The sequence below is a fragment of the Candidatus Cloacimonadaceae bacterium genome, from assembly GCA_030693415.1.
Lineage (GTDB): Bacteria > Cloacimonadota > Cloacimonadia > Cloacimonadales > Cloacimonadaceae > JAUYAR01.
Genome location: JAUYAR010000094.1, coordinates 1 through 20,158, shown reverse-complemented (window position 1 = coordinate 20,158; position 20,158 = coordinate 1). Strand labels below are relative to the sequence as shown.

The 20,158-nt window shown below is 48.5% G+C and carries 13 protein-coding genes; 3 read left to right on the top strand and 10 right to left on the bottom strand.

Annotation, left to right across the window (positions count from 1 at the left end):
* Nucleotides 1-35: 35 nt before the first annotated feature.
* The 7 genes from Q8M98_05635 to Q8M98_05605 all read right to left on the bottom strand — a co-directional run bounded on the left by Q8M98_05635 (nt 36) and on the right by Q8M98_05605 (nt 11,890).
* Nucleotides 36-536, bottom strand: a complete 501-nt coding sequence (locus Q8M98_05635; protein ID MDP3114243.1) for a hypothetical protein — start codon at nt 534-536, stop codon at nt 36-38.
* Between the two features lie 601 nt (nt 537-1,137).
* Nucleotides 1,138-6,597 (bottom strand): C25 family cysteine peptidase, encoded by a 5,460-nt coding sequence (locus Q8M98_05630; protein ID MDP3114242.1) that lies wholly within the window; start codon nt 6,595-6,597, stop codon nt 1,138-1,140.
* A 65-nt stretch (nt 6,598-6,662) separates the two neighbouring features.
* Nucleotides 6,663-8,084, bottom strand: a complete 1,422-nt coding sequence (gene glnA / locus Q8M98_05625) for a type I glutamate--ammonia ligase (GenBank protein ID MDP3114241.1) — start codon at nt 8,082-8,084, stop codon at nt 6,663-6,665.
* Nucleotides 8,085-8,128: 44 nt separating this feature from the next.
* Nucleotides 8,129-8,782, bottom strand: a complete 654-nt coding sequence (locus tag Q8M98_05620; protein ID MDP3114240.1) for a site-2 protease family protein — start codon at nt 8,780-8,782, stop codon at nt 8,129-8,131.
* Nucleotides 8,782-9,984 (bottom strand): tyrosine--tRNA ligase, encoded by a 1,203-nt coding sequence (gene tyrS / locus Q8M98_05615; GenBank protein MDP3114239.1) that lies wholly within the window; start codon nt 9,982-9,984, stop codon nt 8,782-8,784. The genes Q8M98_05620 and tyrS overlap by 1 nt, the downstream gene beginning before the upstream one ends.
* A 140-nt stretch (nt 9,985-10,124) precedes the next feature.
* A complete protein-coding gene (locus Q8M98_05610; GenBank protein MDP3114238.1) occupies nt 10,125-11,252 on the bottom strand; it encodes an ATP-binding protein in 1,128 nt (375 codons plus the stop codon).
* A 194-nt stretch (nt 11,253-11,446) separates the two neighbouring features.
* Nucleotides 11,447-11,890, bottom strand: coding sequence for a hypothetical protein (locus tag Q8M98_05605; GenBank protein MDP3114237.1), 444 nt, complete (start codon nt 11,888-11,890; stop codon nt 11,447-11,449).
* A gap of 316 nt (nt 11,891-12,206) precedes the next feature.
* Between Q8M98_05605 and Q8M98_05600 the strand changes: the two genes are divergently transcribed.
* The 3 genes from Q8M98_05600 to Q8M98_05590 all read left to right on the top strand — a co-directional run bounded on the left by Q8M98_05600 (nt 12,207) and on the right by Q8M98_05590 (nt 13,788).
* Complete coding sequence (locus tag Q8M98_05600) at nt 12,207-12,599, top strand: DUF4878 domain-containing protein (GenBank protein ID MDP3114236.1); 393 nt, start codon at nt 12,207-12,209, stop codon at nt 12,597-12,599.
* Nucleotides 12,586-13,233: a YiiX/YebB-like N1pC/P60 family cysteine hydrolase gene (locus Q8M98_05595; protein MDP3114235.1), complete on the top strand. Its 648-nt coding sequence runs from the start codon at nt 12,586-12,588 to the stop codon at nt 13,231-13,233. The genes Q8M98_05600 and Q8M98_05595 overlap by 14 nt, the downstream gene beginning before the upstream one ends.
* 108 nt (nt 13,234-13,341) lie before the next feature.
* A complete protein-coding gene (locus Q8M98_05590; protein MDP3114234.1) occupies nt 13,342-13,788 on the top strand; it encodes a hypothetical protein in 447 nt (148 codons plus the stop codon).
* A 135-nt stretch (nt 13,789-13,923) separates the two neighbouring features.
* Here Q8M98_05590 and Q8M98_05585 read toward each other — a convergent pair whose 3' ends face one another.
* Genes Q8M98_05585 through Q8M98_05575 form a run of 3 tightly spaced genes read right to left on the bottom strand, consistent with a single transcriptional unit; the run spans nt 13,924 to nt 19,636 of the window.
* The gene (locus Q8M98_05585; protein MDP3114233.1) at nt 13,924-15,579 is read right to left on the bottom strand and encodes a bifunctional UDP-sugar hydrolase/5'-nucleotidase; all 1,656 of its coding nucleotides are present in this window, start codon (nt 15,577-15,579) and stop codon (nt 13,924-13,926) included.
* Nucleotides 15,580-15,583: 4 nt separating this feature from the next.
* Nucleotides 15,584-16,999, bottom strand: coding sequence for a hypothetical protein (locus Q8M98_05580; GenBank protein MDP3114232.1), 1,416 nt, complete (start codon nt 16,997-16,999; stop codon nt 15,584-15,586).
* Nucleotides 17,000-17,011: 12 nt separating this feature from the next.
* Nucleotides 17,012-19,636 carry a helix-hairpin-helix domain-containing protein gene (locus tag Q8M98_05575; GenBank protein MDP3114231.1) on the bottom strand — a complete coding sequence of 875 codons (2,625 nt, stop codon included), beginning with the start codon at nt 19,634-19,636 and terminating at the stop codon, nt 17,012-17,014.
* Between the last annotated feature and the right edge of the window lie 522 nt (nt 19,637-20,158).

The following is a 20,158-nucleotide window of genomic DNA, read 5'->3' as shown; positions in this document are numbered from 1 at the left end:
ACCTTCATTTCGCTTTGCGAAGGGTTCGGCGCAGCTTATAGTTTGATTGAAATACCTATCTTCCCGCTGGAAAAAGCATTACCGCCACCCAGTTCCAGATTCACGCCCATGCTTTCCGTAAAATAGTAGCGCCCGCCGATTTGAGCACCAAGTCCCAAACCTGATGTGTGCGTTCCTTCATAATCATCCGGTGAGTTCCATACGTAAAAACCAACGTTTAATCCGCCATAGAAATCCCAGTTTTTCGGGATCTTCAGGACGTGGTTAAAGTGATAATTGGCATTACCGGATATCCCAATTACTGAATGCTTGTAGTGTTCATCGTGGAGTTTTTCACGGAAGGACTTGAAAGAAAACTCACCACCCATAGTGACATCCTTGTGTACTCCATAATCCAAACCCAAGTATATCGGCACACCCCAGGATGAAAAACCGAAACCCGCGTTGAATTGGGTCTGACCCTTTGCTACGGGATTTTGTGCAAAAACGGCTGCTACGGCTATTAGCATAACTATTAGCAAGAAAATCTTGTTCATTGTTTACTCCTTCTATTTATAGTTCGTGTATCGGGAAAAGGTTGGACACAGACCAACCGATCAGCCCTTTTGGCTTATTCACTCGATACTATCAAACGATTTCTGATATGATAAACATTTTCTGGAAATCTGCAAGTTTTTCTGATCTACTGCCCAAACAATATACTTGTACTTTCTTGCTTACCCATTTGCTCATCATCCAAGGATTTGTATATTTGCTTATCGTTATTTGTTTATCGCGATTCTACATATTGCCATATATCCCAGTGCATCAATTACTTACATGTTCATAGCCGATGCCACTCCCTTTCCATAGTGTTAATCAAGCGTTAGTTTTATTACGCTTGATTAAGGCTTGATTAAGGCATGATTGACGCAGTGGGGCGTGGTAGCGCAGCATGCCGATGCTGCGGAAACGAAAATGCAATAAACTTTCCGGTAGTTCAGCATGCCACTGCTGCTAAACTCCCCGGATTCCCAGATTAGCTTTCCGGATAAACAGCATCGGCATGCTGCTCTACATGTTATCATATTTCTCTGGGCAAAAAGAAAAACCCGGTGTTTCCACCGGGGTCATATTTAGATTTACGAGAGTTTAATGTTATTTTAACATCAGCATTTTGCGGGTATTGGTATAGCCCTTTGTTTCCAGGCGGTAGAAATACACTCCGCTGGCGACGCTGCGCTTGTGGTTGTCCTTTCCATCCCAGATGATGCGGTGTCTGCCAACGCCGAAAACGTCGTTTGCCAGGGCTTTCACCAATTGTCCTTTGATGTTGTAGATGTTGAGTTTCACCTTTCCGGCTTTTGCCAGATCAAAGGAAATGGTGGTGCTGGGATTGAAGGGGTTGGGGTAATTTCCCCTGAGATTTGTGACCAATCCTGGAGTCTGCGCTTCTTCCGCGTTGCTTACATAGGGGAAGGCAAAGGACACCGTGTCGCTGGGAGTTCCCTCGGTATTGATGTAGCGGACGGTCACGAAGTATTTATATGTGCCGTGGAGGCTGATGGTTTCGCTGAAATAGGTGGAGGTCGTTTCCTGGAGTAGGGTGAAAGGACCTGAATCAAATTTCTTGTAAACCTTGTATGCCATCACCGGCAGGACGGGGTCGAATGGTTCCATCCAGCTCAGGTTCATCAATCCGGTGAGGTTGTTCACAGTGAAGTGAATGCTCGCCGGCTTGGGAAGGCTGATCAGGGTAAACTCCGTGTAGCGATGAGGCACGGAGGGTGAGATATTGACGTTGTTCGTTGATGAGCTTTGATGGTGCGGCAGAGAAGCTGTGACGGAGAAATTGCCAAAGGGTAGATAGAGCTTGAAAGTGCCGTCGGCAGCAGGATTCGTGGCAAGATAGTTGTTTGCCGAAACCGTTGCCAAGGTAGGGGAAAAATCGGAAGTGGGAATCACGATTCCATGCAGATAGCCGGTCTTGCGATCGACTCCCGTGAGCATGAAGTCATCCAGGAACCAACCGATATTGCTCACCGCTCCGTCTGATCCAAAACGGAAACGCAGCCTGATTCTTTGCCCCGCGTAGCTATTCAGGTTGAAACTTGCGGACATCCAGGCATTGCTGTTTCCGGAATAGCCTGGCTCACCGTTCAAACCGGAAAGCGCAGTATGGGTGTATCCGCCCACAGGGGTCAGAATAGTCCAGGTATTTCCATTGTTTATGGAGATGCTAACGTTGCAGCCGTCATAGCCAGATTCCACATTGTAATAATGTTTGAAGCTGAGCGTGCTGGCGGCTTGCAGAGTGTAGGAAGGAGTGAAGAGGTGATATTCCACCAAGTGGGGATATGTTCCGCTCAGGTTGGTCGCCCAGACTTTCTGTCCGGAGTATGGAGCCACCTGCGAAGGTGTACCCCAAGCCCAACCGGTTTCGGAGATGAATCCGGCATTTTCCTGTTCGAAATTGCTGAAAAGCTCCGGAATATTGTAGGGAACATGGATAGTCGTGGAAAGCGGTAAACCGTTTCCGGACGTGGCATTGAATTGGAAAGGCACATAATTGCCGGTTCCGCTAACGCCGTTGAACTGCAGGTTAAAGACAAACTGCATGATGTTATTTGCCTGGATTCCGGGTTTGATCAATATCGGTGCGGAAATGACCACGTCCGGATTCGAAGTACTGAGAACGGCGACGACATTTCTGGCTTCGACCGCAGCGTTGTTTCTGACGTTGACTACGAGCTTGACGGTTTCCATCAGATCAATGACACCGTTGAACTCTGCTATGGAATCCTCGATCAGGAATGAGTGGTATTCCAGCACGGAGGCATCGATGCGGATGCTGAACTGACGAGTCCAGAGGTATTCTCCGGAGACGACCTGCAGTGAGAAATTGATGATCTGACCATTGGGGCAGAGGGGCGAAACGCTGAATCTGTAGGGACTGCGGTTCACGCCATAATCATCTGCGTTTAAAGGATAGTAGTCGGAGACACCGTTGATGATCGTCACAAATTGGTTATCGGTGGACAGTGTGGCGACGATGTTGTCCGCTAAAGTGTTTCCCGCGTTGTTGAGCTGAATGCCGAGTTCGACTGTTTCACCGGGCTCGCAAACGCTGTTGCCGTTGCTGTCCGTGATATAGGTCTCGCCCAAAATGACATGCGCCACTTGGAGATAAACTGGCACGTTGGTGATGTAGATGGCGCGTTGGTTGCCAAGCGGAGAGGCACCGGCTGGATATTGATTGTTGAATGAATATTCAAGCCCCACCTGACCGGTGTGGTCTTCGATTCCGATGGTGCTGAAATTGCCATGACGGCTTCCGGATTGAGCGTCAACGTTATTGAAGGTGTGATATTGGATCTTGATTGGTCCGTCGCCAAGGCTGGTGGAGTGGGTGGATTGATCATAGAGAATGATCTGGAAGGTTTCCGGAGACGTGCCGTTGTTGCCGTTGCGCATATTGTACCATTCGATCACAAAAGCATGATTATTACGGTCGAACCAGGTGTATATGCCGCTGCCGGCATGAGTTGCAAGATCATCCCAGAAAGCAGCGATCATGGGATTGGGACCCATGGCGCCCGGCAAACGGAAGTTTCGGAATTCGGCATTGGCGGTCACACCCAGGGCGATGAATCCGTTTGAGCAAACAGTGATCTGGCTATACAACCTGCCATAGAATTGGAAGGGGAAGGGCAGAGTGACGACTGCGAGTGCGTTTGCACCCACTTGGTCGCCTTCGTTTCCTGAGGTATATGAATCTGAGATCGCGAGCGGTGTGCCTACTCCTCCCTCTGCGGGAGCGATTCCCACCCAATCATAGATAGGGCGTTGGCTATAGGAGGCATCCGTATCGTCAAAGATCACATATCCGTAGGTGTCTGGACCCAGAGGATCGTTGACGGTGACGACGCCGACGGTGAGGGTAAATTCAACCCATTGCTCGAAACCGAGTGCATTATATAGTTTCAATCGCATCGGGATCAGCATGCCTGGCAGTGTTTCGGAACGTGCAAATAGCTGGAAGTTATCGGTGGTGGGGTTCGCCTGTGCGTTCACTGCCAGATCGCCATAATAAGCTGTGTGATCCGGAGTCGAAACGAGATCGTTCAAGCTATAGAGCCTGCCGAAAACACCGGTCACAGGCATGGCGCCGATATTTGAGATCAGCACATTGAAGGCACTGGTTTCACCGGGATCAAGAGCGTTGTTTGTGTTTCCGACCATGGCATAGGAAAGATATCTGATCTTGGCGTTGTGCACGATGATAAACTCCGAGACGTCATATTCCGTGCCCTGTGAATCGGTGAGTATCAGATGAATGCGAAGGGTTTCCAGATGGGGAGTGTTTCTGGCGATATTCATCACGATCGGAGTGTTATTGAAGCCAAGCCCCTGACCGGGAATACTCGGATAAGACAGCGTGGAATCTGTAAAAGTCACATAGGGACTGGTAGTGGTGATGTATCCGCTAATGCCGCTGATCGTGGTCGAGCCGGTGTTATTCAATCCAAAGAGCACTTCAATTGTCTCGCCGCCATTGGCAAGTCCGTCTCCGTTTCCGTTCGAAGGAGCGTTGGCGTCATCTTCGATAAGGATTGAATCAGGAACGAGGGTTGCGATGTTGGCTACCGTGATATTTTGCTGCAGCGGTTTGAAATTGTGCGCGGAAACGGTGATGATCATCGCTCCGGCAACCATCGAGACAGGCAGGTTCATGATCACGTTTCCATTGATATCGGTGTAGCCTCTGGCGATCACGTTGGTGCCTTGAGTGAGGGTCACACAGGCGCCTTCGACAGCGAGGTTTCCAACATTTCTGACCGCGATATCAAGCAGGCTCAAACCAAGCGGGATGGTACTTTGCGCAGTGATATTGAATTGATTGGGTATGCCGACGAAGACTTCCATGGTGGGATCGCCCATTAGGTTAGACCATTGCGCAAAGCTGATGACGTTACCGGGTGAGGAAACCCCAAATATCTGATTCAGATACAGCTTGCCATGCAGGAGAGCCTCGCCCATGGTTCTCATTTCATGGGCATAGACTCCGGCAAAAATGGCACCGTGCACACAATTGTTGAAAGTCGTGTGGGTGGATGAAGTAGCCATGCCGATGGCGGTCACCGCTCCCTTGGGAGAGGCGGAAGTGCCGAGCCGGACAAAGGCTTCGGAGGTGGCTGTGCCGCCGCTGAAATTTCCCGTTCCGCAAGTGATGATCACTGCATGCAGCAAGCGGAACGCATTGTTCAACGACTCCGAAGGAGACCATCCGCTCATGCCAAGATATCCGCGAAAGCTGAAAAAGCCGACGCCTTGGTTGATGGCGGTATTCATAGAGGCGGCGGAAGGCTCTGCGCCATAGAGTTCCGTGAAAGTGTAATTCGGATTCACGTAGAGCGCCAATTCCTTGATATACTTGCTGATATACATGGTGGAAATGCCTGAGGGAGACCAGTCTCCCACTAACAGCATTCTTTCCAGCCAGGCAGCGGTGCTGACGTTGATGTCTCTTTCATAAAGATAGGTCTTTGCCAGCATCAGATTGAACTGAGTGAAATCCTCGACGGAGATTCTGCCGATAAACACATCGCCTTGACCGTCTCCTCCGGCAAGATGTGTATAAGGATAATCCCCGGGACCGCCACTGACCGTGAACGTGGGGATTGTGTAGGCTCCGCCGGTGTCTCCAATTAAGATGACATGATCAGGGCGCGTGGCGGGATTGTTGTAGGCGCTTTGGATATAGTTCTTGATCGAAGTAGTGCTTGATCCCGCTGAGTTTGTCGCAGTACTGGCAACATCGACATCCGCACCTTTTTGCTTTTTCCAGAGAATATAGCCGTTCAAGGCAGTGTGGAAGTTCTGATCGGTGGTGGTGCCATAGATGATCAGATAGCGGGGCGGCACGTTTGCATACATCGGATTGCGGTAATCGTTAAAATTGAGGATCATGGATTCATAGATCTTGGTGAAACTGGGGGAATAGCCTGTCAGCTCACCTTCGAGTTCGTTGATTCCGATGGAGTTATGATAGTTCAGCCGGAAACTGATGTTTTCACGAACGACAAGCTCCTGGTTTTCGGCATCGTAGGAAAAGGGATTGATCTGAACGGTGATGATACGAAAATCGCGAATGATCATCGGATCACTATATTCGATAGCGGCTTCCGGATAGATGCCACCACTGTTGTAATAAGAATTCTTGATCACAAAGGCTTTGGGACTTTCCAGCTCATGTCCCTGCTGCAAAGGATACGCTTTGAACTGAGATACATTGGTCTGATGAGAAGCGAGCGCTTCGATGGAGACTCCGCCTCTGCGCGGGATCGCAATGTTGATGGAGATAGTGGGTAGCTCCGGCATGCCGCTTTCCATCAGGGTTCCGGCATCGGGCAGGAGGATTCGGTGATAGATCGCTCCGCCCACGTTTTCTTCAACGATCTCATATTCAGGCAAGCTGAAATTGATGTCCATATAAGCAACGTTTCTCGAACCGATCGAGAACGCATCGTTATATGTACGAAATTGGTGTTCAGTCTGTGCGGCAAATGCGACATACACACACACACTGAGCAGTAGGAGAACCACAAGTTTTTTCATTGTCTTTCCTTAGTATTTTGGAATAATCTTTATGACCGACACTGTTGCAAGTATCGTTCCTTAAATCACAAATTGTAATAGAGGATCATCTCATGGGGATGAACTCTGTTTAAAACAGCCTCGTATTCGGCGAGCTTGAGCTTGATGTGGCTCTCAATCAGTTCTTCGTTGAAGACTCCGCCCTGCAGTAGGTAATCATGATCTTCTTCAAGACACTGCATCGCTTCCTTGAGGTTTGCGGGGATCGATAGCAGGGTCGCTTTCTTTTCTTCACTCCAGTTAAAGACGTTATCGTCATAAGGACCGAAGTTATACTGTGCCGGATCAATCTTGTTTATGATGCCGTCGAGCCCTGCCATCAGGATGGCGCTCATGGCAAAATAGGGATTGCAGGTGGCGTCACCGGTTCTGAATTCAAATCTTTTGCTCTCCGGAGTGTTTGCATATTTGGGTATGCGAATCGCTGCGCTGCGGTTTGCCAAGCCATAAAATAATTTCACCGGAGCTTCGAAACCGGGCAGCAGTCGCTTGTAGCTATTGGTACTGGGATTGGTGAAGGCAACGAGGCTGCGTCCGTGTTTGAGCACTCCGCCGATGAACCAGATCGCTTCTTCCGAGAGATCTGCATAGCCACCTTTTTTAAAGAAGACGTTGTTGCCGTTTTTATGCAGCATGATATGAAAGTGCATCCCGTTTCCAGCTTGATTGTAAACCGGTTTGGGCATGAAAGTAGCGGTGACGCCATATTCGAGAGCGGTTCGCCGAATGATATCCTTCATCACCATCGTATCATCGCAAATCTTTGGAAAGGCGAGCAGTTCGGTCTCGATTTCCTGTTGTGAGGAGAGCCCCACTTCATGATGGTGATAGCGAATCTTGATGTCATAATCTTCGATAGTGTCCACCATCTTTTGTCTGAGCTCATAGAAACGGTCATAGGGTGTATCCATGTGATATCCCTTCACGCCCTGCTGGGCGATCCCATCGATGTCGTCAAAATCCATCGGCAGGCACGCCTTGTTCTCAGACGAACTGATCGTATATCCCGAAGAGAATTCATCCGAGTTATATTCAATCATGTCAAAGAGGTGGAATTCGAGCTCCGGAATCCAGGTGCTGCTGTCTGCGATTCCTGTGGAGATCAGATATTCGTGCGCGCGCTTTGCCACACTACGGGGATCTTTCTTGATGCCCTTGCGGGTTTCGGCATCGCAGATCGAGCACAGCAATCTCAGGGTCGGCGTTTCGTAGAACGGATCGAGATGAGCGGTTTCAATGTCCGGCATCAAAACCATGTCTCCGGATTCGACTGAACGCATGCCCGGAATCGATGATCCGTCAAAAGGAACTCCGCGTTCGAGCACGTTTTGGATTCTACGCGCCGGAAAAGTGATATGATACCAGTGTCCATTCATTCCACAATATTTCAGGTCGATTGCTTTCACTTCGTGCTCGTCAATCATTTGCATCAGTTTGTTTTTGTCCATGATTCTATCCTGTATGTTTTTATTTGATTATGATATGCAATAAATTAGCCAATCCCCAACAGATTCATGATGAACTTGACCGGAGGCAAAACCACGGAGCCGATCGCGTTCAAGCCCAACAGCTGCGATGCGATAATAATGATAAAGAGCGCAAACATGCCTTTGCGCTCTTGTGCCGTCCATTTGAAATATGCCTGATCCGGCAGAAAAATGCCCAAAACCTTGGAGCCATCCAGCGGGGGGATCGGTATCAGATTGAAAAACGCTAATAAGAGATTGAAAAACACCACCATATAAGCGATGCTTTGAAAGAGGGCAAATCCCTGCAAGAGATGATAGACCAGAGCAAAGACGATCGCGATCATCACGTTTGTGACCGGACCAGCTAACGCAGACAAACCCATGTCCCGCTTGTAATTGACAAAGTTGTGGGGATTAATCGGCACTGGTTTTGCATAGCCCCAGATGAATCCTGCGGTGAAATATAGTATCAGCGGCATGATCACCGTGCCAAACATATCGATGTGCTTGATCGGATTTAAACTCATGCGTCCCTGACGTTTGGCGGTGTCGTCACCAAGCCAGAGCGCCACCAGCGCGTGGCTGATCTCATGCAAAATGATGCAGTAAAACATGATGCCGATGATTCCAATTGTGACACCGGTCTTGACGATGCTGTCTTGCAGATGCTGGTCCATCAGATTCTCCTAATGCGCACGAACTTGCGTTTGCCGGCTTTGATCACCATCCCGTCGGTGATTTCGAGCTCCGCTTCGATGGAGGATATCTTGTTTCCATCGATAGAGATTCCACCTCCGGAAATGAGGCGTTTTGCCTCTCCTCCGCTTTCGCAGAGTCCGCTTTCGGTGAGCAGTTTCACGATGCGCATGCTTGTGTCAGGCGTGAAATATTCCGGTATCTCCTGCGGGATTTCCTTTTTGGAAAAGAGTTTCTCAAAGTGCTCCTGAGCTTCGCGGGCAGCGCAGTCATCATGATAGAAACTCACGATTTCGCGCGCCAGACGCTTTTTCAAGATCATCGGATTGATCCCGCCTTCCAGCTCGAGTTTGATCGCTTCGATAGCCTCTTCATCATAGTTCGCGGCATATTTGAAATAGTTTAAAAGCAGGGAATCCGGGATGGACATCACTTTGCCAAACTTATCGTCGGCGCTGTCGAAAACGGCTATATAGTTATTGAGTGATTTGCCCATTTTGTTGATTCCATCGGTGCCGGTGAGGATCGGAGAGAGCACCGCGACCTGTTGTTCCATGCCAAAGTGTCTTTGCATGTCGCGTCCGCAGAGGATGTTGAACTTCTGTTCGGTGGCGCCCAGTTCCACATCGGATTTGATCGCCACGGAATCATAGCCTTGCAGGATGGGATACATGATCTCATGCAAGCCGAGCGGGAGTCCTTGCTCATAACGGTTGCGGAAAGTGTCGTGCGCCATAAATTGCGCTAAGGTAAACTTTCCCATCATACCAAGCACGTCCATCATGCCCATGCCGCCAAACCATTCGCTTTGATAGCGCACTTCGGTCAATTCCGGTTTCAGCACGGTAAAAAGCTGTTCCATATATCTTTCGCTGTTATATTTGATCTCGTCCAAAGTAAGCGGGGGTCTGGATTCGTCACGCCCGGTGGGATCACCGATCTGAGCAGTGAAATCTCCGATGATGATCACTCCGAGGTGTCCCAAATCCTGAAAATCGCGCATCTTGCGGATCGGCACCAGATGTCCGATGTGGACGTCATAACCGGTGGGATCGATGCCAAATTTGATCCTCAGGGGCATGCCGGTTTTTTCGGATTTCTCCAGTTTTTTGATCATATCTTCCAGCGGTAGCACTTCGTCCACCGCTCGTTTGATCACTTTTAATTCATGTATAAATCGCATTTTATCTTTCCTGATCCGTATTAGTTTGGAGATTACCACGCCTCGAAGGGGAGCTATTTGTCAAGAGAATCCGTGCTTTGGAACTGAATTGCGCACCTTGCTCCGCCCGATTGTTGAATCGTCTCCTGCCATGATCTTCGTCATTGCCCCACTAAATAGGTAAAATAGTTTTCCCGATTGATCAGGTTCACCTTCGCATTGGGGTAGAGATTGTTGAAACTCCTTGTCCGTGCGCGTTTTTGTGAATTCCATTTGATCTCATAAGCCGTGAGTTGAGCGTTTTCAAGCTCCAGAAAATCGATCTCACCGCTGCCGACAGAACGCCAAAAATATGGCTTGGCTATGGAATTGTAATTACTTCTGAATTTATGGAGTTCGGACACAATGTAGTTTTCCCAGAGCTTGCCGATATCGTCTCTCAGATCAATCTGTCTAAAATCCGATATCAAAGCGTTGCGGATTCCATTATCTATAAAATAGATTTTGCGGGATTTTTTGATCTCGTTACGCTGATTTGTGCTGTAGTTAATGAGACGAAACACGATATATGCCCTTTCCAGGATGAGGATATAGCGTTCGATCGTCGCCGGATCGCTGGAAAGTAGTTGTGCCAGTTCGTGATATGAAACTTCAGAGCAAATCTGCAAGCTAAGTGCCATCAACAGTTGCTCTATCAATTCCGGCTTGCGGATATCATACAAACTAAAGATGTCTTTATAGAGATAGCTGGAGCTCAAGTTGGTCAATACATCGCGCTCTTTGCCGGGATTATTGACGATTTCCGGATAGGAACCATAGATCAGGCGCGGCAGCAGATGCTTGATTTCTTCCATGGTATCGCTGTGTTTGGCGAGCTCCTCAAAGGAAAAGGGATAGAGATGAAATTCCCATTTTCTGCCGGTGAGCGGTTCGTTCACCCGGTCGGAAAGCTCAAACGCGGATGAACCACTTGCAACGATCTGCACCATTGGCAGGTTGTCCACCATGATCTTGATGGTCAGTCCGATGTTGTCAACCCTTTGCGCTTCGTCGATCAGAATCAATTTATTTTCTCCGATCAAGCTTTTCAGGATCGACAGATTCTGATTGGAAAGCTGGGCGCGGATATCTGTTTCGTCGCAGTTAAAATAGAGCGCGTCATTTTGATGAGCCTGCTCCAATCGCTTCAGAATCGTGGTTTTCCCGCTTTGACGCGGACCAAGAACGATGATCGCCTTCCTGCTGAACAAACGCTGCCGTATATGATCTTCGATAGTTCTGTTTATCATAAGCTTACCTCAGAATCAAACTTGAGAGACGCTTGAAAATTGTCAAGCTGTTTTTGCCGGTTTTCCGATGATAATCCCCAATAAACGGCTTTATTTCCGATTATGATCCTAATATAATGCCTTATTTTCCGATTAGTTAATGTGGCATACATTTCCGGTTGTATGGGTAAAAACGTATGCCACATATCTTTAGCTCAGATATGTTTGTCCAAAAGCTCCCAATTGCGGATCGGATCCATCAAGCCGTCGGCGATCGCGTTTTTAATGCTGATGCAGGGTAGATTATTATCATAAATCTGGTTGCGGGTGAGCGTTTGCAGATCGACGAGATCGGGATATTTCCTTTGCATCGCCCACATCATTTTCACCCAGATGCAATACCAGCCGGGGGCGGAAAAACTATCGTCCGTATCTCTGCGCACGGAAATATAAATCTTGAAATCCGCTTTGAAGAGTTCCGATGGATTGATCGCCTTGAGCGCTTTGCTGATCTTGCGATATTTGTCGTTGATCGCCTGCTTTGGCATCTTTGGTTTGCTGCGCATCAGGGTGCGTTTCAAACGCGGATGATAATAATATATCGCTCCGTCAATTTCGCCCGCAAGCCCCATTATGCCCGCTTTAATCGTTACTTTCATGGTAACCTCCACTTCGTTGGCGCCACTATCCTTCCCCCTTCCAAAGTGTCAAGCAAATGTTAATCAAGCCTTAATCAAGCGTAATAAAACTAACGCTTGATTAACGCTTGATTAACGCTTGATTAAGGCTATGGAAGGGGAAAGGAATGAGCATGGATCACGTAAGCGTTTGCACAATAACGAGATATAAGATCATGAAGAAACACGATAATCCCAGCAATGAGTGTCTTCAGGCGTGAGTAAAAAAAATAATGCTTGACGTATAACTTGCGGAATCTACAATGCGCCGATGAGGAAAAACTTCAAAGGAGTCAACATGAAAAAGACCATTATCGCCTTATTGGTTTTGATTGTTCTGATCGCGCTCGTCGCATGCGGAAACAAAGCCGACAAAGTTGCCAGGAAATTCTTCGACGCTATGGATAAGAAGGATTTTACAGCTGCCAAACAGTATGCATCAAAGCAATCGCAAGAGCTGCTCACTTTCGCCGAACAATTTATGAAAAACCTCAATGAAGATCAGAAAGGTGACATGGACGATATGAAGTATAATATCGTCGAAACCAAGATCGAAGGCGAAACCGCCATTGTCACCTACGAGCAATGGAAGAAAAGCGATCCCGGCAATAAACAATCCAAGACCTTGAACATGGTCAAGGAAGACGGAGAGTGGAAAGTCAAGCTCGACAAAGGCAATGTCGGCAAATAAGAAACTCATTTTCATTTTAACCTCATTATTCCTCATCGTCATCGGAATCCGTTTTCAGAGTCGGATGGATTCCGCTGTCGGTGAGGAATATTCTCATGCGGGAAATGTTTCCAAGCCCGACAGCAGCCTTTTCCAAGGCGGGGATATCCTTCTACGCAAGGGCAACAACATCGTTTCGGATATGATCATATCTGCTTTCCCCGGTGGAAAAGGTATGTCCCATTGCGGCATTCTCGTACGTGGAAATGAGCGCTGGATGGTGATACACACGATCTCCGGCAGGATCTCCGCTTTTGACGGAATCCGCATCAATACGGTAAAAGATTTCATCGCGGGAGCGCATCAAAACAAAGTGATGCACGTCCAACCCGTTTTCCCCATAAATCGGGAACTGGTCTCGCAAAGAGCATTTTATCACCTGCAACGCAAAGCCGCTTTTGATCATGATTTTGACCTGAACGAATCCGATAAACTCTATTGTTCGGAACTGGTGCGCAAAGTATATCTGGAAGCCGGTGTCAGGGACGTCTTTTCCTACCGTGCAATCGGAGAGAAACTCATCCTCGATTTGGCAATATTTGGGGATTCCACCCTTTTCAAGGAAGTGAAACTGCAACCCTCTGTCATGCAATAATATCGTGAAGTGATATTTGAAACATTCTCTTTTTTGCTTGGCATTTGGTGGAATGTCAATATTATATAGGCAAGACACAAATACCAAGTGCAGAATCATGGAGGATTTATGAAACACTTCGTAAACCTGGCTCTGAAATGTCCCGCGTGCGGGAAAATGCTTGTTGATGAGAATACGTTGGTGGATGAAGTTCCCTCGATCAAGCTGATGATCAGCATCGGCGATAGGGAAGGCTACATCTGGCTATCATCCATCTATGGAAGCTACAATCTGCAATCCGACATCGACATCGAAGATGAATCAATCGCCACTCTCACATGCCCACACTGCCTCGCGGATCTCCGTTCCTCCGGCGAATGCAGTGAGTGCAAGGCGCCGCTGGTGGATTTTCACTTGATCGAGGGAGGAAAGGTATCCATCTGTTCCAGAGCCGGCTGCAAAAAGCACTCGATCGAATTTGAGGATATTGGCACTGCTCTAAACCATTTCTACAACGAATTTGAAGTCCAAAAGCTACCTACCGGCAGTGGCAGTGATGCCAAGTCCGAAGGTTGATTCCCACCTCAGCGAAAGAGGTTGATAAAACAGATTATTGAAAGGTCTATGATGTGTTCAAAACCCCGAAGTGAAAGCTCCGGGGTTCTTTTTATTGTAGTGAATACCGCTTTTATGCGAGTGTTTGTTTGATGTTTATTGCCTCATCTCAGGAGTAGGTTTTGCATTGTCGTCCCGCGCCCAACGGTCATCGATCTTGGTCTTGATCGGGCTGGCTTTTTTGAAGTAGTTCACGATGGCGTCGCGCAGGTTTATCTGATGATAGATGATATCCTCTTCTGGAACCTGAGTGAGTAGTGACAAGCCGGCATTGCCCTGCATGAGGAAATCCGTGGTGGTGCAGAGATAGATCTTCTTTGGATCCCAAAGCTGTCCGCCGATGCGTAGAGAGGTCACGCGATCAAAATTAGGACGCTTTTTGCTGTAAATAACGTTTGCTCCGGAGACGATCAGACCATGGCGACCGCCTTCCACACGGGTCTCGATGATGCGGCGCAGAAATTCTCCAGTGCATCTGAAGCTCACGACCATGTTGTCGAAAGGCATCACATCAAAGACACTGCGATAGGTGACCGGTCCGCTTTTGATGTCGGAACGGATGCCGCCAAGATTGATGAAGGCAAAATCCGCGTTCACTTCTTTGCGCATGGCGTCCACGACCGTGTTTCCCATCAGGCTTTGGGCGTCCACGTTCACTCTTGAAAGATAGACTCCCGCAGTGCCGATCACTTCATCCATACCCTTTTCGGCGATGGCAACCTGTGCGGCAATGGTGCTTCCGATCTGTTCATCGGGAATAAATTGATCCTCAAAGAGGGTGATCATGGCGCCTTCGCGAATGGCGGGAAGCTCGTATCCGGTGATCGTTTTGGTCTCAGGATCGATTTTGAGAGTGATCCAACCGAGGTTTGACCCATAGGCATAGCCCTGAATCACCATGGTGTGGGTATAGGGATCCACCCACGGCTCCGGAATGCCGCGATGCATGTGTCCGCCAATGAAGAGATCGATGCCGGGAACTTCACGTGCGATCTCCTGAGCGTCGTATCCCCAAACGGCATATCGTTTCTCGTGAAGGGGATTGCCCTTGGCGTCGTAGCGGCTGAGATAGGTGGATTCGATATTATATGGCAAACCGGCATGACCGAGGACGATGACGATATCCACTTTTTCCTCTTCCCGCAGGATGCGGACATATTTGTTGACCGCTTCTTTCTCGCTTTGGAAAGAGATGTTTTTGATATTGTCCGGAAAGCTCATCTTCTCCGTATCGGTGGTAGTGAAACCGACAACGCCGAAGCGAACTCCCAAGCGGCTGAAAATGCGGTAAGGCGTCACATACCAGGGGAAGGTTTGGGTGCGTTTGTCGATAATGTTGCAGGACAGAATGGGGAAGTTTGCCATTTCGAGCGTTTCCATCAGTTCGGTGTCCATGATATCAAATTCGTGATTGCCGAGGGTCATGGCATCATAGCCGATGGCGTTCATATATTCGATCACGGCTGTGCCTTTGGTCACCGTTCCCACCGGGCGTCCTTGAAAGAAATCTCCGGCATCGAGCAAGAGGTTGCTTCTTTTCGGATTCGCCTTGGAACGGATGTGCCTGATCAGTGTGGCGGCAGAACCTCCTCCTCCGAGTTGGGGAGGAAATTCCGGATTCATGAAAGTAGCCTGGGCACGGTCGATGCCGCCATGGACGTCATTTGAAAACATGATGTCCAGGCGCAGGTCTTCAGCGATGAGAAGACCGAACAGCGCCAGGCTGATGAATATCAAGCTGAGGTGTTTCATAGTATTACCATGTGAAAGTGATGCTGCTATTGAAGCTGACGTTGTTTTCTTTCACCTTGTCGGGGTTTTCCCAGCCGCGGTCTCTCAGGACGATGTATTGATTCGGCCACAAAACGTAGGTGCTGTTTCCGGTATATAGCTTATCATTGTAATAGGTATCTTTGAACATATCAAGGGCTTCGTATTCACGCCAGGAATAGCCAAAGCCGAGATCGATCGTCAGGGATTTGGTGAGCGGGAAACTGCTGCCGGCAGTAATCATCGGAGAGAGAACTTTTTTGACGATGATTGATCCATCCGCTTCTTCGTTGTAGAAATAATTGTGCTGTGCCTGGAAGCCCAGACGCAGGGGCAAGCGGTTTTCCACGTGGTGTTCGACTCCGGCATAGAAATTGACGACATCGTCATAATGGGATGAAATATCCGACCATTTGACAAACTCGACATCAAAATTGAACCAGGTGCGCATGATGTTTCTGGGCTGATAGAGAAAACCGACGCGAATCTCCGAGGGAAGGATATAATCCTCGCCGATGACGACCGTGGTATCGATCGCAAGAGTGTTACGATAGGCTTCGCGCTGAATGCGGTTAAACCCGGTACGATCCAAAGTTGCCATAAACGTTTGGGTAACCGCAAATCCGAAACGGTTGTTCACGCGGATGCCAGTTCCGACCTTGAGCTGGCTGCCATTCAGATCGGTTTCCACAGTTTGGGTGTAAGCCGGTAGAATATTCGGACCTGTGACGTTTGCCGCCCATTGCGACCAGCGGATGGTTTTGAGCATCGTGCTGGAACCATTGAGTTTGGCATAATCCACGCCAAGATTGATATCCGCGATTTCGCCAAGACCAAAACCAAAGGAAAGCACTCCGGCGCTCTGATTGAGCACACCGCTGTTTTCGATCATGTTTTGGGCAATCTTTTCCGGATATACGTCGTTGTCAGTATTGCGGTTGTTGCGGATTTCTTCCACGTAGTTGCCGTCGAAGCTCAAGAGCGGTTTGAAATATGCTCCCAAGCCGATTCTGAGATCACCGAAGGACAGTGCTGAGAAGCCGGCGCTGGCATAATCATCATAGGAATTGATGTTTGAGGCATAGACGGCATCGTCGATGTAGTTATCAAACGAGTTATAGAGCGGCAGGCTGCGGTTGTCCTCATTGCGGATGACAAAAGCAGCGCCCTGAATGCCGATTTGTTTTTTCATCAGAGTGAGGTTTGCCGGATTGACCGAGATCCCGAAAGGACGCTGGTCATTGAAAACTCCAGCCCCGCCCATGGCATAGGAGCGGGCATCGAGATTCGTGATTTTGTTGCCGAAATAGGTGTCCGTGATCGACCAAGCGGAAAGCGCTGCGGACAAAGAGATCAACAGACTGAGCAGGACAAGCGTTTTGCTGGATTTAATTAATAACATGTTTCCTCCACGTTAGAAGCGGTAGTCGAGACCAATGCGAATAGTGTTTTCGATGTGTTCCACCCGTTCAAAGTAGTTTTCCGCGGCAATGGGGACGTTATATTTGCGGATATAAAGCTCTTTGGTCTGGTAGGTTTTATTTCTAAACTTTAGCGATAAATACATATTGCGGGAAATGCGGCTATGCAGCGCGACCCAGGCTTTGCTTCCTTTCTCGCCCATGAAATCGATCTCCATGTCTTCCCAATCCCAGTGAGAGATGCCATGTCCGAACCAATAGATGAAAGAACCCTGCAGCTTCAAACTCTTATTGAAGTTGTGAGTATAATTCACTCCGATATAGTCTCCGGTCATGAGCGTCATCGCCCCTGCGATCGAATTGTTACCCGGTTGAGCGGGATTGGTGAGCGATGTATATGGCGGCATGATCACCGTGTTATAGCGATATTCAAATTCCAGGAAGTTGCGGTTTGAAAGGAAGGTGCGGACGGACATCGTATATTCGTTCGTCTTGGAGACTCCGCGATCGGCGGTGTCGTCATAACGATTCACCTGATTCTTATAGCGCATCCGCAGCCCCAATTGATAGAGTGGGCGAAATTCCAGCTCGCTTTGGAATCTGGCGGTGCGGCGTCCATCGGTGAGACGTTCGAAGACATCAAGATAGCTGCGGCCAACCGTGAAATAGTTGTTGAACTTATAACGCGTCTCAAAATAGACCCCGCGCTCCGGCTGTGCTTGCGAGCTATTCAGATAGACATCGGAAAGCATCGGATTGGTGAGCGCATAGACGTTCTTTTCCAATATCGTGTCGTCAAACTTCTCATGCTCGGAGAAAGCATTGCTGTAAGGATTGTCAAAATCCACATCGTAATGGCGGAAGAGCGTGAGAAAATAGAGATTTTCAAACTGAGTATAGGCCGAAACGAGGTATGCCTTGGGATCGTCTCCAATCTTGTGATCTTCGCCGGTGACCGTCAGCTCGGCATATTCACCTTGGATGGAGGTATTGCCGATCACGGTGTGTCCATCGAAACCGATCACTCTTCTGAAATCTCTGTCATACTGACCCGGTTTGTAAGTGCTATAAAGCCCAGTGATCTCGGCATCCATCATCTTAAATTTGGGATAGTAATAGGAATCCCGCACCAACAGAGACCTCAGATCGTTGAATCCCGGCACCACAAAGTGGGCGCTGTCATACAAAGCGGTGTAGGTGGTGAAACCAAGCTTGGTGCCGATGAAAGGAGATACTTGCAGGTGAGTGCCCCAAAGGCTTTCCTTGAGAGCGTCCTTGCGGTAGGCAAGATTCACGTAAGGAACGGCATAGGCGCTGCCCTGAATCAATTCGGCGTTGAAAAATGCCTCGGCTTCACGCAGCTCGGCATTGTCAAATCTGATCGAAGGAACGACATAGGAAAATATCTTGTCCCTTCCGTTGATTTGAAGCGTTTCACCACTTTGATCCACATAGACGATCGCATCCTTGTTATCCTGAGAAACCCATGCCGAGATGCCGATCACCGGATGAGTGAGCTCCACCGCAGCTCCGCGCAGGGCAAATTCCTGGGTTCTGGAAAGATCGGGCGTGATGCCCAATATCCTTTTGCTGAAACCATATCCTGTCTTGCGGGCGCTGTAGAAATCGGTGTTTTCCATCACCAAGCCCTCGCCGTAGGTGACGCGGTAATGACCAAGATAGAGCTTCAATCTGGTATTGTCGAGGATGGATAGCGCGTCATTCTCGTATCCGGCATAGAACTTGGAATCCGCGATGATCTCCGAAGCCGTCTTGGTTTGCAAACCCGGCTCGGCTTTGGAAGTATAGTTTATGAAACCGGTCTTATAGTTGTTGCCATAGCGCATGCGCAGCTTCATCAGCACATCGGGATCGAGTCGATCGAGATTAAAATAGCCCCAATAGGCAAGATTCTTGTTGTGTGGGATCACCACGCTGGCATTGCCATAGCCGCTGCGCAGGAAGGATTCGTGCAGCATATCATATTGTCCCTCTTCAAAATAGCGGGTATAATACTGAAGCTGGGCATCATACATCATGCGGTTGCGCACCGGGGGATCGGTGTAATAGACATAGCTGCGCAGATTGGTGTATCCATAGTGGGAAAGACCCACGGAGTTTCGCATATCACGCATATCGGCAATGGAATCTCCCCGGGCAATTCTTTTCAAGATCGCGACCGCGTCCACCGGAGAGACATTCGGCAGGCTGATCAAATCGTCAAAGTGCATGCGGTTTACGTTTTGTGGCGTCATCAGATAGTCCATCCAAACGTCCGCCATGCCTTCGGAGGCGCCTTCGTTGCTATCGAGCCGCTCAAGCAGATCACGAATCTCTTCGCGACGCACAGCGGCATCATCGCTTTCCCGATATAAGGAAACGACCACCAAATCCCTGATCCTCAGAAGGGTCTTCTGATCGATCGAAGGGATCTTGCGCAGCTCAAAAAGGTTTTTGAAATAAGCCACGTATTCCCGGTATTCGAGGATATCGCGCGCTTGTTTCTCCGAGATCGGCAATCGCATCAGCTCACCGAAATCGGCGGAATTGAGATCCACCTTCTCGGCAAACAAGCCCATTGCACAAAGGGCAAAGAGCAGAATAAGTAATTTTTTCATCGCTATTCCTTCAAGGTGCTTTCTATAATTTTCATCTTGTTTTTCATTGTGCAGACAAGATCAAAATAAGCCTGTAAACTGTAAAGTCTTTTTTTTATGTGATCGTTTCTACGGGAGCAAAACGCAATTGGCATTGCAGTTTTCAGGCGGGAAAATCGTTCTTGATATAGACATGGTTTTTGGCGTGGATTTTCGTTTTCGCAGCATGCCGACGCTGGAGCAAATGCTTGAGATGCAATTTGATGGAATTGCGCTTGGTTGTGGCTCTAAAAGGTGTTTTCACAGATTCACAGCAAAACTGCAGATTCACATCGGAGCTGCAAACGTCCCCGTTTGCATTGGCTCGCAAGAGCTATGTATTTCAACGCAAGCCCATAGATATGGTGACCGGCACAATGTAAAGCCCTGCCGGGATTTGGCAGACGGGGACGTCTGCCGTTCCTGTTTCATATAATTTTTCGGTCCGCCTACTGCGGATTTTCAAAGACCAAAGACCAAAGAGCCAAAGTCCATTTAATGGAT

Bases quoted from the DNA above. Each gene is read 5' to 3' on its own strand.
- Q8M98_05635 (MDP3114243.1), bottom strand. From the start codon at position 536: ATGAACAAGATTTTCTTGCTAATAGTTATGCTAATAGCCGTAGCAGCC.
- Q8M98_05630 (MDP3114242.1), bottom strand. From the start codon at position 6,597: ATGAAAAAACTTGTGGTTCTCCTACTGCTCAGTGTGTGTGTGTATGTC.
- glnA (MDP3114241.1), bottom strand. From the start codon at position 8,084: ATGGACAAAAACAAACTGATGCAAATGATTGACGAGCACGAAGTGAAA.
- Q8M98_05620 (MDP3114240.1), bottom strand. From the start codon at position 8,782: ATGGACCAGCATCTGCAAGACAGCATCGTCAAGACCGGTGTCACAATT.
- tyrS (MDP3114239.1), bottom strand. From the start codon at position 9,984: ATGCGATTTATACATGAATTAAAAGTGATCAAACGAGCGGTGGACGAA.
- Q8M98_05610 (MDP3114238.1), bottom strand. From the start codon at position 11,252: ATGATAAACAGAACTATCGAAGATCATATACGGCAGCGTTTGTTCAGC.
- Q8M98_05605 (MDP3114237.1), bottom strand. From the start codon at position 11,890: ATGAAAGTAACGATTAAAGCGGGCATAATGGGGCTTGCGGGCGAAATT.
- Q8M98_05600 (MDP3114236.1), top strand. From the start codon at position 12,207: ATGAAAAAGACCATTATCGCCTTATTGGTTTTGATTGTTCTGATCGCG.
- Q8M98_05595 (MDP3114235.1), top strand. From the start codon at position 12,586: ATGTCGGCAAATAAGAAACTCATTTTCATTTTAACCTCATTATTCCTC.
- Q8M98_05590 (MDP3114234.1), top strand. From the start codon at position 13,342: ATGAAACACTTCGTAAACCTGGCTCTGAAATGTCCCGCGTGCGGGAAA.
- Q8M98_05585 (MDP3114233.1), bottom strand. From the start codon at position 15,579: ATGAAACACCTCAGCTTGATATTCATCAGCCTGGCGCTGTTCGGTCTT.
- Q8M98_05580 (MDP3114232.1), bottom strand. From the start codon at position 16,999: ATGTTATTAATTAAATCCAGCAAAACGCTTGTCCTGCTCAGTCTGTTG.
- Q8M98_05575 (MDP3114231.1), bottom strand. From the start codon at position 19,636: ATGAAAAAATTACTTATTCTGCTCTTTGCCCTTTGTGCAATGGGCTTG.